Here is a 14,235-nt window from a genome sequence, read left to right as displayed (position 1 = left end):
ATCTCCGGTTCTTTGTGCTCCTAGGATGGCGAGGGTGACGGCAAGAACCAGTGACATCGAGAAGGCAGCCGGTGTGCTGCGCGCCGGCGGCCTGGTGGCCCTCCCGACCGAGACCGTCTACGGTCTGGGTGCCAACGCCGAGGACCCCGCCGCCGTCGCGCGCATCTTCCAGGTCAAGGGACGTCCGCCCTCCCACCCGCTGATCGTCCACATCGGCGGCGCGGAGCAGCTGGACGACTGGGTCCAGGACGTGCCCCAGGCGGCGCGCCTGCTGGCCGAACACTTCTGGCCGGGGCCCCTCACGCTGGTCCTGCGGCGCGGTTCCCGCGTGCCCCTCGAAGCGACGGGTGGCTTGGAGACGGTGGCGGTGCGCGTGCCCGACCACCCCGTCGCCCTCGCGCTGCTGTCGGCCTTCGGCGGCGGCGTCACGGCCCCGTCCGCCAACCGCTTCGGCTCGGTCAGCCCTACCACCGCGGACCACGTCCGTGCCGAGTTCGGCGAGGCGGTCGACTTCGTTCTGGACGGCGGCCCGTGCGGAGTCGGGGTGGAGTCGACCATCGTCGACGTCACGGGCGAGGTCCCAAGCATCCTCCGGCCCGGCGGAGTGACACGCGAGGACCTCGAAGCGGTGCTGGGGCACCCGCTTGCAGTCCACTCCACCAGCCGCGTTCGGGTGCCAGGCCAGCATCCGTCCCACTACGCCCCGCGTGCACGGGTCGTCCTCGTCGAGCCCGAGAAGGTCGTCGCCGAAGCGGAGCTCGCCCAGGAGCGGGGGCACCAGGTGGGCGTCCTTCTTCCCCCCGCCTTCACCCACGCCCCGGTGAAGGCGCACGCCGTGGTGACGGTCCCCGCTTCGATGGCCGCCTACGCGCGCGGGCTGTACGCGTTCCTGCGCGAGCTCGACCAGCAAGGGTGCGACCTCATCGTCGCGTCCCTGCCGACGGAGGAGGGGCTGGGGCTGGCGATCGCCAACCGGCTCCGCCGCGCCGCGGGGCCCCGGCCCTCCTCGGTCCCCGGCATCCAGCAGAACTGAACGCCGGGCGGCCGGCAGCGGGTGTCACCGTGTGGGGGCGGCAGCCCTGCTCAGGCCGTGGGAGGCCATCAGTTCTGCACTGCCGTCGGCCAGGCGGTAGGACAGACCCACCACGGCAAGTCGGCCGGCGGCCACTCGCTCGGCCAGCACACGGGAGCGTTCCAGCAGCAGGTCGACGGTGTGCCGGATGTGCTCGGCCAGGCTCTCCTCGGGCTGCTCGCGTCCGGCGGCGCGGGCCGCCAGCACACACGGGGTCTGCCGGGGATGCCACAACGCTCGTAGCCCTTGAAGACTGGTACAGCGGGCAAATCCTGGCTTCCGTGGACACTCACGTCATTGAGGCAGCCGCTGTCTAGGGTCCGCGAGTCCATGCGCAGTGTCGGCTGGTGATGCGCAGTGAATGCGCAGATCCGAAGGCCGGTGCGCATTCGTTACGCTGTGTATCCGGTGTTTGACGTTCCTATCCCGCCGCGTCTCCACCGCAGGATTCCACGGGATGCACCGTTGGGTCTCCATAGACCGCCCCCTGCCAGCCAACCCCGTGCCCGGCAAGGTGAAGTTTCCCTTGGCCGAGGCGCCCATCCCGGCGCGACCAGACCGTACCGTCGCGATCCGTGAACTCTAGGGCGTCGACAAGGACTTGCGCGGGATTGCATCAAATTTTCGGTAGAGGGGCAGCTGGCTTTTCTCCAAACGGTCGAAAATGGTGACCTCGCCGCTGCCAGTGCGCCACTTCTGATACCTCAGCGTCTCCGGCTCGATCACCATGTCCGAGCAAGGCGGCACGCTCGGAAGTTTGTCAAAACAGGCCCAAGTCGCCGACTTCACCGTTGGGCGCTGCTTCAGTTATGGGGGTCATCGGTCCTATCGTCGCGGCGAGCCCGTACGCAGCGGATCATCTCTTCCGCGTACGGCAGGACGATGCAGAGGCCGACTCCGGCGGCGATGGCGCCAAGATAGCCGGCGGACAGCGGGCGCTCCTTGGGAAGAAGCTTCCAGTCGTCGGCTCGGCGGCCGCCCTTGAGGACTTTGCCGACCTGGTCCCAGTGCAGGCAGGTGGTGAAGGCTGCGGCCGTCAGCGGCAACACTTCGAGAAAGCTGTGGATGTGCTGCTCGACGGGCGTGACTTCACGCTTGTCGGTGGCCAGCGACACGTCCCACAGCGCTGTGGCCCCATGCGCGAGAGCGGCGCCGCCCATGAGCGACAGCACCAGCGGATTCACCTTGGCGGTCAGGCCCGCGACCACCGGCAGACCTGCCTCGGTCATCATCAGGGCGTGAACCGCTGATTCGCGCACCCCGCTCGTGTGCTCGATATCGGACTGGCGGTGCATCACCCAGTCGGCGACAGCCGGCACGAACCACAGGGGCATGACGCCGTACAGCAGGAACCTGCGGTTGGCGTTCTCGACGTCCTCGGCGCCCCGCGGAATGCGCAGGGTGGGACCGGAGCGCCAGCGTTGCCAGCGAGTGAACGCGGAACGGCGAACAATACGCATGGATGCCTTTCGTCGGTGACGCGTGCGGTGCAGGCTCCCGCTCGCTCGTCTGACCTTCGCGGGGCCGGACTGCTAAGACGAGCTCCGGTGAAGGCTCCGCCCCGCGGGACGCCCGCGGCCGCCGAGAGTCAGCGCCCGACTGCCTTACGCAGCTGGTCCTTGTTCATCGAGGAGCGGCCCTCGATGTTCTTCTTCTTAGCCTCTTCGTAGAGCTGGTCCCTGGTGGGACCCTGCGCACCGCTGCCGGAGCGCTCGCCACCACGCTGCGACGCGGACTTCTTGTCGCCGGTGGAGGTCTTGCTTGCCGTCTTCGACTCCCCCGACCTCGCACGCTCCTTGTTGACCGTCCGCGCGGCGATTTCCTTCGCCCGCCCCGCAGAAGCACCGCGCTTCTGCGCGCCCTCCTTGATGTGCTCGTACTGACGCTCACGCTTGGAACTGGATCCTGCCGGCATGACAACTCCCACAGCTAAGATGGACGGTCCGCTCTCCGAAAAAACGAGTTCCCGCGCCTGTGCAACCCACACGGCAGGAAACGCACCCTCCACTGCACCTGAAGGCTGGACGGGCCGCGACAGCACAAGGCCGATCGAGCGGTGGCGGCGTCGCAGAGCCATCCGCAACCGGGTCGCCGACGTGCCCCGGCTGGGCAGCAATGAGGACCGCGCGGAGGCATACCGGGAAGGTCACCTGCGCCGGGGCCGAGCGGCCTGGCCACCCGACCGAACCAGACGCAAGCGCGATACGCGCCGACCCCGCAGACAGGAGGAGCAGGGTTCCACTGCTGAGTCTGCGGGGCCGGTGCATGACTCACGTACCCTGCGGTACGTCCGATAAGCCCGATCCCTCCCAACCGCCGCAAAGAGAGCTGCTTTTACACGCCAGGGGGCCCGGCCGTAGCGGCCGGGCCCAGTCATTGCTCGCGCGTGGCGCGCTCCTCGCGCCGGTTGTCTTTCGCCTACCAGCGATACCAGCGGCCCCTACGGCCGCCGCTGTCCGCAGACCGGACGACGAAGCCGAGTAGCCACACGATGAGCACGATCACCGCGATCCACCACAGTGCCTTCAGCGCGAAGCCCGCACCGAAGAGGATCAGAGCCAGCAGAAGAACGAGAAGCAGGGGAACCATCGTTATCAACCTCCTGGCCACCGGATGCCCTTACTTCAGCCCTACAAGCACACAAAATATGAGTTCCTTCCAAGGAATGAGGGGTATATGCGCGCCGCACGTCGTGGACGGTTCCCGCTAAAGCGATGTCGAGGCTTGGATTTGCCGGGACCGTTACGGGGTAGCGCGTACAGCCGACACCCGAGACCGGCAACCGAGGGAGCTCAGTCGCACGACCGCCATCGAAAAGGCCGAGCTCAGGCCGAACAGCGCGCCACCGGCAACGAGGAGCTGAACAGGCGCCCACACAGGCAAGACCGTGGGCGACGCGCATGAGGCCAGTGCGTCGCTGTGAACCAATCACGTTCTCGGAAGTGAGTGACGCCATTACTCCCCGCGGGTGAGCAGTCGCCTCAAGCAGTGGCGGGCCGTTGGTGATTAGTTTCTCCGGTGAACCCCCACCCGCCATCCGAGCGATGCCGCTGACGGTGCGCCCGCACCGGCGCGTTAGGGCCGCTACCTGTCTTGATCAGCTTCATTGCCGATCGAGAGTGATGAGCGCATGCATCCGTTCCACGCGAAGCTTGCCCTGGTGACCGCGGCGGTCGCCGCGCTGCTCGCCCCTGTCAGCTCCACTCCCGCGGCTGCGGCCGCAGCCGCAGTACCCGCCACCGACGTGGCCGGTGCCCCGAGCCTGCGCCGGGATCTTCCCAGCCGCCGCCGGCCGAGGTCGCCCGCAAGGAACTCGGTGAACTCGCCGTCGCCGCTCCGGCCAGCCGCCCGCGGCTTCGTGAAGGCCAACCAGCGCGACCTCCAGGCCCGGTGCAACCTGTCGGTGGCCTCCGTGAACGAGGCCTGCCAGTTCTTCGCGCACGTCGGCTGGATGCGCACCGCCAAGCGAGGCATCCTCCAGCTCAACCCGTGGCTCACGGTGGCCGGTACCTCCGGCGAGCAGGAGAAGTGGCAGAAGCTCTGGACTGACACCAAGGGCCCGGCTTGCGTCATCCCGCACCCCGACTACCCCACCGAGTGGCGCCCGGGGCGGGAGGCGGAGAAGAAGGCCGCCGAGGCCGCGCGCCGCAGATAGAACGTCGTCACGCTTCGGCAGCGGCGGCCCGTACGCAAGGCGAGCGCATGACGTCGCGCGGCATATCCTCGATACAGCGTCGACCTGATCGGAAGTGGCGAGGCTCCGTGAGCAGCGCTTACGTCCCCGGCCCCTGCGACCGAGGCCCCCGTCTCGATCCCCCGTGACGTCCTGCGCCTCCTGGCCCTGGTCGACGTCACCACCGCCGGCCGCCGCGTCCTGGACCAGTTGCTGTACCTCAGCGACCCGGACACCGGCACCGCCGAGATCAGCCAGAACGAGATGTGCGCCGAACTGGGCGCCAGCAAGCCGACCGTGAACCGCGGCTACCCCAGCAACGGCCGGTCGTCGTCGCCGGGCAACCCGGGGCCGGACCACGCTCGTCGACCGCATGGCAGCGGTCCTGGCCCGGTGCGGCGGCGCCGTGCGGGTCGGCCGGGACCTGTACAAGCCGCTCCACCGCCACTACGCCGGCGTCCTGGCGGCCGACGTCCGTACGGCCGGAGCCTTGGTGCGCCCCGACACCGTGCGGTGGCAGGCCGCCGTCGAAGCCCACGTCCGCGAGATGGGCTTCGACGCCGTGGCGGAGTCGGCACTCGCCGACCCGGACGACTTCCGCGCCTCCTCCCGCCCCTACCGGGCGGCCGGCCACCGGATCGAGGTGGTGGTGCTGTGCATCCCGGAGGCCTTGAGCCAGCTCGGCATCGTGGACCGGTTCCTCACCGAGACCGCCGACGGCGGGCGCCGGTAGGTGTCGTGGGAGAACCACGACACCTGCGCGAAGGGCCTGCGCGCCACGCTGGCCGTCATCGAGACCGAGCAGCTCGCCGACCGCGTCACCGTCGTACGGCGCGACGGCACCGCCCTCTACACCAACGAGCTCACCCCCGGCGGTGGCTGGCGGCGCCGTCCGGCTGCCGAGCGGGCGGAGCGGGCGCGGCCGTGGACCGCCCCCGAGACCACCGTCTTCCGCCGCGACCTCGCCCGCACCGACCGCGCGTGCACACCGAACTGGCGGGTGAGGACCGGCGCCTGGCGGTGCAACGCGACAGCGAGCGCACGGCCGCCTGGTCCGAGCCGGTCCGCCGCACCGCCCAGCCCACCCCGGTACCGCCCGGGGGTCGCCTATCACCGGCTGTCAGCCGATGAGCACCGGTGGATCTTCGACGAACTGATCACCCCGACGGCCCTGGCCAATGTCACGCCCCGGGACGACCCGCGCACCGTGTATGTCCTGGGCCAGCCCGGGGCGGGCAAGCTGCTGGCCGCCAGGATGGTCCAGCGGGCGATGAGGACCGGCACGACCAGGCCGGTCGGCGACGACTTCCTGGACGACACCCTCGCCGTCCTTCGCAACAAGGTGGTCACTGAACCCTTCTCATCCTGTGGTTCAAGGCTGATGAGGATGGGCTGGTGGGGGCGTGACGCGGCAGGGCTCCTGGTCGTTCGGTTGGTGATCTCACTCATCAACGCCCGGACGCAGGAGCCCTGTTGGTCCCGTATCGGTCAGACGCTTGTCCGGAAAGCGCCATGCCCCTGTCGATCCCGTGAACGATAGGCGGATGGCGTCTCAGGCCAGAAAGCGAAAAGGACTCGTAGCGCGCCCTGGAGCGGGAGCATCGCAGGGTCGCTCACAGGTCACCACCAAGATCCACCGGGTGCTCCCTATGGAGTGCGGCCTTGGCACCGCGGCTGGAGCTGACCAGGGCTGCTGTGGAAGCGGCAACGGTGACGGTGAGTATGGGCATCGTGACCAGCTGGGCCGCGTCATCGGTATTCATGGTCAACGCCGCGACGCAGGCGATGCCTGTCGTGGCCACGGCGAACGCCACCGCAACCCCGGACAGGGCAAGCAGCCGCAAGACCTTGGCAGATGGTCGGAACCGGGTGACGGCGACGGCCGGTGCCACCGCCATGGTGATGAGGAACGCTGCCGGCCCAAGCACCGCCAAGGCTCCGACCCAATAGGAGATCGGGTCGATGGAGGCGTACGCCAGGAGGAACGGCGCGATCAGCCACGTGGGCAGCGTCGGGGCAAGAGCCACCAGCGGGCGCCACGCGGCCCGGTTGCCGGTTCTGGAAGTTTCCGCGAGGAGGGCGAGGGCGCCAGCCAGCAGGATGAGCCCAGCGCCGTACATGGCGTACTGAGCAACGTCGAGCAGTCGGCGCACCAGGTCCGGAGTCAGCCCGGGTTCCTCGGAGAGGATGAAGTCCAGCATCGGCAGGGCATACAGTGCGGCGCACCAGGTGACCCAGGTAGTGGCGACGCTTGCCTGCATGCGGCGCCGGCGCCGTTCGGCGGACTCTTCGGGCATCACCGGGTGAAGCCACGCCCGCAGCGCGCCGACAAGAAGGTCCGCGACGATGCTCGGGCCGGCGCCGGTGTCCTCGACCAGTGCTTCAAGCTCGCAACCGTAGCGCTCCCGGAACGAGGGAGGATATGACCGCAAGGCCACCCGGGCCGCCATGTTGATCACGCGTTTGCCACCCCCAGTCGGGTCAACCCGGTGCGTGCGAAGCGAGCCATCGCCCGGAGCCTGTCGTTGAGCACGGTCTGGCCTTCCGCGGTGATGCGGTAGGGCCGCCGGCGCTCGTCCTCGTCCAGCGGCGCGACCAGGCCGCTTTCCTCCAGCCGCGCGATGGCGGCATACAACGTGCCCGGCCCCAGCCTGATGGACGTCTGCTCCTCGACATCCTTGGTGATCGCGTAGCCGTGCTTGGGGCCGTCGGCCAGGCTGGCCAGGATCAGCAACGCGGGTTCCGCCCATCCGACACGGTCCCGTTGACGCGGCATCAGGCACCTCCTTCATCCTCCCGACTATTACGTTATACGATACTGTGCTGTACGTAGTACTAGTCGAGTCCGGCAGGACCCGGGCACGATGACTCTCGCAGCGCCCCGCCCGTCGTGGAGGCCACGCTGACCAGCGGCAGATCCACCTGGCCCCCGGCGTGCCGCTTCAGTGAAACCCTTCTCGTCCTGAGGTTCGGGGCTGTTGGAGAACGGCTGGTGGGGGTTCGTGACATGGCAGGGCTCCTGGTCGTTCGGCTGATGAACTCACTCATCAACGCCCGGACAGAGGAGCCGTGTTGGTTCCGTATCGAGCCATGCTTGACGTCCCACATGAGGTCGTCGAGTACGTCTCGTGGCTCATCTACGCCCGAAGGCGGGAACTGCGCTCGCGCTGGCGGCGGCTGAGCTGCTTCCAGCAAGCCGTCCTCGTGCTGGTGCACCTGCGCAAGAACGAGACACAGCAGCAGGTGGGAGTCGGGTTCGGCGTCTCCACCGCCACCGCCGGCCGGTATGTGACCGAGGCCCTCGACGTCCTGGCCGATCACGCTCCCACCCTGCTGGACGCGCTGCACCACCATGACCCGAGCGAGCTCCTCCTCATCCTGGACGGCACCCTGATCAGGACTGACCGCGTGGCCGTCGACGAGCCCTACTACTCGCAAAAGCACCGTCATCACGGGATGAACGTGCAGGTCCTGGCCCGCCCGAACGGCACTGCGCTGTGGTTCTCACGCGCTCTGCCCGGGCGGACCCACGACCTCACGGCCGCTCGCGCTCACGGAGTGATCCAAGCGTGCCTGACCAGGCAGATCCTGGTGCTCGCCGACCGCGCGTACCGCGGGGCCGGCGCAACGGTCCGCACCCCCTACTACGGCCGCGACCTACCCGAGAAGTACGCCCAGTTCAACCGGGACCACGCTCAGCTGCGGGCACCCGGCGAGCGAGCCTTCGCCCGTCTAAAGCAATGGTGGATCTTCCGCAAGGCCCGCTGCAGCCCGAACCGGATCAGCCGGACCGTCGCCGCCGTTCACGCCATCGAGACCGCCTGGCGATCAGGATGAGAAAGCTTCACTGCCATCAGCCACCTGTTCCCGGTGGCCGAGGCCGTCGACGACGTCCTGCTCGTCGACAAGACCGCCCAGGATTCCACGGCCACCTGGCTCACACCGCAAAAACGCACCGCACTCATCCACGACGGGATCCGGCGCCTGCTGGCACACATCTGAGCAGTACCGGGCCGCCACCAAAGTCGCCAAGGAGCCCATCTTCCGGTCCCCGGGCAGCCTCATCGGGCACCGGTGGCTCCTCTTCCGGTGACCGGCGGGCCCGGCACTTCCTTCCCGGCGCATCAGGTCGCCCCTGCATGCCTGCGGACAGCGCTGACAAGCACTCGGCTCAGCGTCGACCGCAGCCTTCCACCCGACGGCGCCGCAGCAGGACCGGCCGGTGCCAGGCCCTCCCCCGTAACCCGGCGCAAGAGTGCTCCTGCGAGCAGCCGGGCCGTCGAGGAGCACACTCCCTTCCAGCGAACTTGCTGACGCTCGCACCCGACGCGGGCTTCCGGCTCCGCCGTGCCCGCCTCCCCTGGCATGACGCCGCGTCACGGCCCTGACGACGGCCGGGGATCGCGCAACCACCGGGATCCTCACCGCCTGGCAGCACAGCCGGAACACCGACGAAGTCCTGTGGCAACTCCCCCACCAACAGGCCTCAAGTCATCCCGCTGCACGCCCCACGCAGCCCCACTCATTGGAACAGTGAAGCTCAGGTCGAGAACTAGACATCACTCAAGAAGAGCAACAGACTCCACCCATCCGTACTATCTCTGCCTCGGGCCACACGCAGCAGTCATCTCCACCTGCCGCTCGCATCCCAACCCGAAAACACAGGCGTGGCTCTCTGCGCCTGCGCCACACGTGCTGCACGCCCGGCCACGCAACCGAAGGAAAGGTCCACCATGTCCATCACGATCGGCACTGAACTGACATCGCAGTACGCCGCACAGGTAACCAGCGACCTCGAACGCAACACCAAAGAGCAGGAACGTATCAGCGCGGAGATCACCGCACTGCAGGAGCAGCTGGCCGCGCTGCAGCACGACCACTCCGTGCTGATGCAGGTGCAGCAGGTCCTTGGGCATTCGCCGGCGCCGGCTCAGCCCACAGCCGGTTCGGACGGCGCGGCAGTGCCTGCTCCGCGCAAGAAGGCCTCTGCTGAGCCCGGCCAGGGAAAGCAGACGCGCGCGAAGAAGGCAGCCGGCACACAGGACTCCACCACTGGCAAGAAGTCGGCGGCCAAGAAGCCCAGCAACAAGGACGCAGCCGCGAAGACGGCCCAGCCCACGCTGGTCCAACTCGTCCGCAGCCACCTCACCGAGCAGAGCGAACCGCACTCCGCGGCCGAAGTCGCCAGCGCACTCGGCCAGGCCCATCCCGAGCGCGGCATCAAGACCACCGTCGTGCGTACCACCCTCGAAGGACTCGTGGCCAAGAACCAGGCCCAGCGAACCAAGCAAGGTAGCTCCGTCTTCTACACCGCCCCCGGTTCGGCCGAGTAGACGGCCGCACCGGCGAACGACGCGCAGTCGTCGGAGCAAGCCGAGTGAGCTGCTGACAGCACCCGGAAGACGGCGCTGGCCCGCCGGTGCGGGTGCGTTGGCCAGCAGCGCGCTTCGGTCTCCGCACGGATCATCCTGACGAGCTCGTCACCCGCCAGGCCCTCGCTCACTGGACCAAAAGAAGGCAAGAGGCGGCGGGTGCCGCAGACGCCTTCAACCGGCCTATCGGCGACATGGTGCGAGTACCGGGCCGCGACCACCTCTCCATCTGTGTAGTGCGCCAAAGCGTCGCCTACTGGCAGGAGCGGGCGGGTGAGGCGTCAGGTACGGACGGATGACACCAACCGGCCCGGAACCGGTCTGCGAACTGCAGATCCAAGCGGGTCGTAAAAGTCCGCCCCCAGAGCAGGTACCCGCAGCCGCCCAACAACGGCAAGCCCTACGACTGCGATGAGTATCCGTTCGCATCGACCCAGGAAGGCGCGCACTTCCAGGAGCTGCACCGAGGCCCGACCGACCCGGACCGGGTCTGGAACTTCTCGGTCAAGTACGTCCCTCGTTCCGAAAACCGAGGAGCCGGCGCCGACCTGAAGAACTGGTACTACTGGGACCACATCCTGGCCTCAGACTCCTTCTGGGTTGAGATCGACAACTGACCGACGGCATGCCCCCGGGCCTTGTTGGACGACTCTCTGTATCAGCACAAACGCGCAGGTCGGCGACAGTCACGGTGGACATAAGCGCTGATCTTGATGAGCAGTCTGATCTTGCTTCGTCCACGACGACGCGGTGTACACAGGGCGGAGGTGCGAGGCCAAGTGGGAGATCGTGGCGCGCTCAATTCTGGTGCGTCCTGGGAGTCCAGTTGCCGCCTCCTCCGGAGCCGTACCGGGTGACCGAGCTGTAGCCGGTCATGCCGGCAGGGCCCGACCGCACTCGCGGTCGGGCCCTTGGTCAAGCGGCTGGAGGTTCCTCCGTCTCCGGTGGTGCGGGCCTGTCCGGCGGATCATTGCCCGCGGCAGGTGAGCCCGGGCAGTAATCCACCGGACGCGACTGGGAAGCGGGCGTCATGCCATGGAGAACTTGGCGACGTACTCGTCGAAGGGCTCGATGCCGACTTCCGCACGGAGTTCGTCCATGCGCTCGGGCTCTTCACAGGGCCACGGAATCGGCGCCCCGTCCTTCACGCCGGCGATCTGAGTGCCGTAGACCTGCTTGCGGCCTTCATTGACCAGCGTGCGGTCGAGCAGAAAGGCCAGCTCGCGTGGGCTGGCCGAGCCTGCTGACACTGCCTGCTGCATCAACTGGAGGGCACGACGCTGGACGTCGAGCTGCCGGTCGGCGTGCTGGGCGATCAGCCATGCCGCGCGTGCGGCCTCCTCGCCGACAAGTTCCGCCGTTGGCCAGCCGTATTCCTCCATGATCTCGCTGAGTCGGTCACCGTGCCGTGCGGTCAGCCGGCGCCACGCCAGCTGTTCGTCGGGGTCATCACTGTTCGCGCGGAATGCGGACTGGTGATCGGCCGCAGCCATGTCCGTGAGTTCCGCCGTCAGCGCGGCAACGTCGTGCGCCACTCTCAACTCCAAGGTCAGAACCGTGCTTTGTGTCCGCCCGCAAGCCTAGAGGTGCAAAACGGATGTAAAGATCATTCCGGAGAACGGTGACAGGCGCCTCGCCGCACCGGGATAATGGATCTACCCCCGGAGCCAGAGCCGGATCGCTGCGACGGTCACGGTGCCCTGGAAGACATAGGCACGCTTGTCGAACCTCGTGGCCACGGTTCGGAAGTTCTTGAGGGCGTTGATTGTCCGCTCGACTTCGTTCTGCGCTTGTAGATCGTCTTGTTGAAGCTGGTGGGCCGTCCGCCCTTGCTGCCGCGGCGTTGGCGGTTGGCCCGCTGGTTCCTCGGCTCGGGGATGGTGTGCTTGATCTGCCGTCTTCGCAGGTAGCGGCGGTTACGGCGGGAGGAATAGGCCTTGTCGCCGCCGAGGTGGTCAGGTCGGGTGCGGGGGCGTCCGCCGCTGAGCCGGCCGACATGTATGCGTTCCATGACGGGGATGAGTTGCGGGGCGTCGCCCCACTGGCCCGGAGTGATCAGCAGGGCTAGAGGGCGGCGTCCGCCTTCCCCGGCGAGGTGAATCTTGCAGGTGAGCCACCCCGGGAACGTCCGAGCCCCTCATCGGGGCGGTGCTGCCGGGGCATGCGTCTCTTCCCGGCACCCGCGGTGGTTTCTTGCGTGCTCCGGCGGCGTGCTGGTGGGCTCGGCAGGTGGTGGAGTCCACGCTCACCATGGACCAGTCGATACGGCCCACGGCGGCCGCGTCGGCCAGGACCGCTGCGTAGACCTTGTCCCACGTGTCGGCCGCCGACCAGCGTCTGTGCCGCTCGTACACGGTCTTCCACTTACCGAACCGCGCCGGCAGATCCCGCCACGGCACCCCGGTCCGGTTCCGGTACAGGATCCCGTTGATGATCCTGCGGTGACTGGCCCAACGCCCACCGCGCAGCCCAGGACTTGGGCAGATGCGGCTTGAGCCGGACCCATTCCTCGTTCGTGAGATCCCCTCGCCCCATGGACATGCCAACGCACCAGAGCGCGAGAAGTCACATGATCTGCCGGACAGGCCCTAACGGGAGGGCGGCACCCGGAATTGAAACAGGTACAGGGGAGGATCGTGCAGCACAGCGCTGCAGCGTGGTTGGTTGAAATCGCGCTTGCCCTCAGGGTGTTCGGCCCCGGATATGATCGAGCCGCGATGTGCTGGCCTTCTTCGACCGTCCCGGTATGTCCAACGGCCCCACGGAGGCGATCAACGGCCGCCTCGAACTCCTCCGTGGATCCGCGCTCGGACTCCGCGACCTGCCCAACTACATTGCACGGTCACTGCTCGAGACCGGCGGATTCAGGCTGCAACTGCCCCTTCCATCGTGAAGAGTCCACTTGAAGACCGGTCAGTCCACGAGTAGCACGAGTTTGCCGCGGACAGTCCCGGCTTCGCCGACGCGGTGCGCGTGGGCCACCTCGGTCAAGGGGAAGGTCTGGCCGACCTGGACGGAGAATCGTCCACTTTCGGCCATGTGAGCGACCTGCGTCAGCGCGTAGGTGGCGCGGCCGGTGTCGCCGCGGCTGACGCGGATGCCCGTCTGCTGCGCGCCTTTGAGAGGAGGGCTCGAACCGGGACCGGAACGACGGCGGCCGGCTCGCGGTCGGTCAGTCGCCGTACTCGTAGGCGTCGGTAGTCAGGTCCATGGAGCCGGTGCACAACTCGTGGCGGGTCCGCAGCCAGGCGCGGCCCGCGAGTGGCGACGTTGGTCGGGATACCCCCGGATTGGGCCTGGCCTGCTGAAATTTCGGTTCTGCTGGTGCGGGGTCCCCCGTTGCAGGGGCGGTGCTTCATCCGGGTGAACGGCTCCGTGTTGCTGGATCTTGGCTGTGGTGGTGCCTATTGACTGGGTGCGTACGCCAGGCCTTCCAGGAGGACCACCATGTTTGGCAGGACTTTTCTCGCCGCCACGGCACTTGCCGCTAGCGCTCTGACCGTTCCGGCAACGCTTCCTCATGCCCACGCCGCAGCACGACGCATCGTGAAGCTGAGCAACGCCGACAGCGGCAGGACCGTCTTCGTCACTCTGGGCGAAAAGGTCGAGGTCAATCTGAAAGCCAACTCAGGTAACGGGGTGAAGTGGGTGTGGGATGTACCCGTGACCTCCGCCCCCCATGTACTGCGACGGGTTTCAGGAGGCACCGCTCCCAGAGGCGACGCTCGAGCCACCTTCCGAGCCGAAGAGCTCGGAAGGAGCACCATCATCGCGCCCAGCCGCTGCGTAGTCACAGCTCCTGGACACGTCTGCCCCCACCTCGGTGTTCTTTGGAGGGCCACCGTCGACGTCTTCTGACGGCTTGGCCCTGAAGGGCAGCAACGTGGGAGAGTCAGCCGTCCCGCGATGTCGGCACGCGTAGAGCGCGAACCGGTCGACGTCCAGGACGTCCTGCCGTGTCCGCCGACTCCTGGAGCTGGGCGTCCAGGTGTGCGGCGGCCCGGCGCTCGCGCCGGCCCTAGGTGTATTGACCTGAAGCGTTGTTCACGCGGCTGATCGGTGGGTGGCCGCCGAGTGCGGTGTGGCAGCGGTGATGGTTGTAGGTGTGCAGGAAGTCT

Annotated in this window: 11 protein-coding genes and 7 pseudogenes; 8 read left to right on the top strand and 10 right to left on the bottom strand. The window is 67.8% G+C overall.

The genetic code is table 11. The features are described from left to right. Positions 1 to 25 precede the first annotated feature (25 nt). Complete coding sequence (locus ACZ418_RS40955) at positions 26 to 1,033, top strand: L-threonylcarbamoyladenylate synthase (protein WP_468373448.1); 1,008 nt, start codon at positions 26 to 28, stop codon at positions 1,031 to 1,033. 24 nt (positions 1,034 to 1,057) lie between these two features. Here ACZ418_RS40955 and ACZ418_RS40950 read toward each other — a convergent pair. The 4 genes and pseudogenes from ACZ418_RS40950 to ACZ418_RS40935 form a co-directional block, all read right to left on the bottom strand. Beyond that, positions 1,058 to 1,294, bottom strand: a pseudogene (locus ACZ418_RS40950) (carbonic anhydrase); the annotation flags it as partial. Between the two features lie 581 nt (positions 1,295 to 1,875). Further along, positions 1,876 to 2,532, bottom strand: coding sequence for a diguanylate cyclase (locus ACZ418_RS40945; RefSeq protein ID WP_468373445.1), 657 nt, complete (start codon positions 2,530 to 2,532; stop codon positions 1,876 to 1,878). A 128-nt stretch (positions 2,533 to 2,660) separates the two neighbouring features. Then, positions 2,661 to 2,987, bottom strand: a complete 327-nt coding sequence (locus tag ACZ418_RS40940) for a plasmid stabilization protein (RefSeq protein WP_468373443.1) — start codon at positions 2,985 to 2,987, stop codon at positions 2,661 to 2,663. A gap of 503 nt (positions 2,988 to 3,490) precedes the next feature. Then, positions 3,491 to 3,661 carry a DUF5670 family protein gene (locus tag ACZ418_RS40935; RefSeq protein ID WP_055705189.1) on the bottom strand — a complete coding sequence of 57 codons (171 nt, stop codon included), beginning with the start codon at positions 3,659 to 3,661 and terminating at the stop codon, positions 3,491 to 3,493. A 541-nt stretch (positions 3,662 to 4,202) separates the two neighbouring features. Between ACZ418_RS40935 and ACZ418_RS40930 the strand changes: the two genes are divergently transcribed. Together ACZ418_RS40930 and ACZ418_RS40925 are read left to right on the top strand one after the other, a co-directional pair. Next, positions 4,203 to 4,727: a hypothetical protein gene (locus ACZ418_RS40930; RefSeq protein ID WP_468373440.1), complete on the top strand. Its 525-nt coding sequence runs from the start codon at positions 4,203 to 4,205 to the stop codon at positions 4,725 to 4,727. Positions 4,728 to 5,118: 391 nt separating this feature from the next. Then, positions 5,119 to 6,285, top strand: a pseudogene (locus tag ACZ418_RS40925) (zeta toxin family protein). Positions 6,286 to 6,358: 73 nt separating this feature from the next. Here ACZ418_RS40925 and ACZ418_RS40920 read toward each other — a convergent pair. Both ACZ418_RS40920 and ACZ418_RS40915 read right to left on the bottom strand, forming a co-directional pair. Further along, positions 6,359 to 7,204 carry a hypothetical protein gene (locus ACZ418_RS40920; protein ID WP_468373438.1) on the bottom strand — a complete coding sequence of 282 codons (846 nt, stop codon included), beginning with the start codon at positions 7,202 to 7,204 and terminating at the stop codon, positions 6,359 to 6,361. Further along, the gene (locus tag ACZ418_RS40915) at positions 7,201 to 7,521 is read right to left on the bottom strand and encodes a PadR family transcriptional regulator (RefSeq protein WP_468373435.1); all 321 of its coding nucleotides are present in this window, start codon (positions 7,519 to 7,521) and stop codon (positions 7,201 to 7,203) included. Before ACZ418_RS40915 ends, ACZ418_RS40920 begins: the two co-directional genes overlap by 4 nt. Positions 7,522 to 7,835: 314 nt before the next feature. Here ACZ418_RS40915 and ACZ418_RS40910 point away from each other — a divergent pair, with 314 nt between their 5' ends. The 4 genes and pseudogenes from ACZ418_RS40910 to ACZ418_RS40895 form a co-directional block, all read left to right on the top strand. Continuing rightward, entirely contained in the window at positions 7,836 to 8,582 is a 747-nt protein-coding gene (locus tag ACZ418_RS40910; RefSeq protein WP_468373432.1) for a transposase family protein, read from the top strand. Between the two features lie 33 nt (positions 8,583 to 8,615). Next, on the top strand, positions 8,616 to 8,747 hold the full coding sequence (locus ACZ418_RS40905; protein WP_468373429.1) for a hypothetical protein: 132 nt from the start codon (positions 8,616 to 8,618) through the stop codon (positions 8,745 to 8,747). A 731-nt stretch (positions 8,748 to 9,478) separates the two neighbouring features. Next, a complete protein-coding gene (locus ACZ418_RS40900) occupies positions 9,479 to 10,078 on the top strand; it encodes a hypothetical protein (RefSeq protein ID WP_468373427.1) in 600 nt (199 codons plus the stop codon). A 362-nt stretch (positions 10,079 to 10,440) separates the two neighbouring features. After that, positions 10,441 to 10,734: pseudogene (locus tag ACZ418_RS40895) on the top strand (NucA/NucB deoxyribonuclease domain-containing protein); the annotation flags it as partial. Between the two features lie 411 nt (positions 10,735 to 11,145). Here the strand turns inward: ACZ418_RS40895 and ACZ418_RS40890 are convergent. Then, positions 11,146 to 11,652: a DUF6624 domain-containing protein gene (locus tag ACZ418_RS40890; RefSeq protein ID WP_468373425.1), complete on the bottom strand. Its 507-nt coding sequence runs from the start codon at positions 11,650 to 11,652 to the stop codon at positions 11,146 to 11,148. A gap of 120 nt (positions 11,653 to 11,772) precedes the next feature. Further along, a pseudogene (locus ACZ418_RS40885) lies at positions 11,773 to 12,652 on the bottom strand (IS5 family transposase). 181 nt (positions 12,653 to 12,833) lie between these two features. Between ACZ418_RS40885 and ACZ418_RS40880 the strand changes: the two are divergent. Continuing rightward, positions 12,834 to 13,010 (top strand): annotated as a pseudogene (locus tag ACZ418_RS40880) (transposase); the annotation flags it as partial. Between the two features lie 20 nt (positions 13,011 to 13,030). On the opposite strand, the pseudogene ACZ418_RS40875 reads toward ACZ418_RS40880, so the two are convergent. After that, a pseudogene (locus ACZ418_RS40875) lies at positions 13,031 to 13,237 on the bottom strand (zinc-binding dehydrogenase); the annotation flags it as partial. Positions 13,238 to 14,135: 898 nt separating this feature from the next. Continuing rightward, positions 14,136 to 14,235, bottom strand: a pseudogene (locus tag ACZ418_RS40870) (IS481 family transposase); the annotation flags it as partial.

The organism is Streptomyces sp. NPDC030820, from assembly GCF_055572075.1.
This window is presented reverse-complemented; position numbering and strand designations above follow the sequence as displayed.

Excerpts from the sequence above, each read along its gene's own strand:
- ACZ418_RS40955 (WP_468373448.1), top strand. The coding sequence starts at position 26 with ATGGCGAGGGTGACGGCAAGAACCAGTGACATCGAGAAGGCAGCCGGT.
- ACZ418_RS40945 (WP_468373445.1), bottom strand. The coding sequence starts at position 2,532 with ATGCGTATTGTTCGCCGTTCCGCGTTCACTCGCTGGCAACGCTGGCGC.
- ACZ418_RS40940 (WP_468373443.1), bottom strand. The coding sequence starts at position 2,987 with ATGCCGGCAGGATCCAGTTCCAAGCGTGAGCGTCAGTACGAGCACATC.
- ACZ418_RS40935 (WP_055705189.1), bottom strand. The coding sequence starts at position 3,661 with ATGGTTCCCCTGCTTCTCGTTCTTCTGCTGGCTCTGATCCTCTTCGGT.
- ACZ418_RS40930 (WP_468373440.1), top strand. The coding sequence starts at position 4,203 with ATGCATCCGTTCCACGCGAAGCTTGCCCTGGTGACCGCGGCGGTCGCC.
- ACZ418_RS40915 (WP_468373435.1), bottom strand. The coding sequence starts at position 7,521 with ATGCCGCGTCAACGGGACCGTGTCGGATGGGCGGAACCCGCGTTGCTG.
- ACZ418_RS40910 (WP_468373432.1), top strand. The coding sequence starts at position 7,836 with ATGCTTGACGTCCCACATGAGGTCGTCGAGTACGTCTCGTGGCTCATC.
- ACZ418_RS40900 (WP_468373427.1), top strand. The coding sequence starts at position 9,479 with ATGTCCATCACGATCGGCACTGAACTGACATCGCAGTACGCCGCACAG.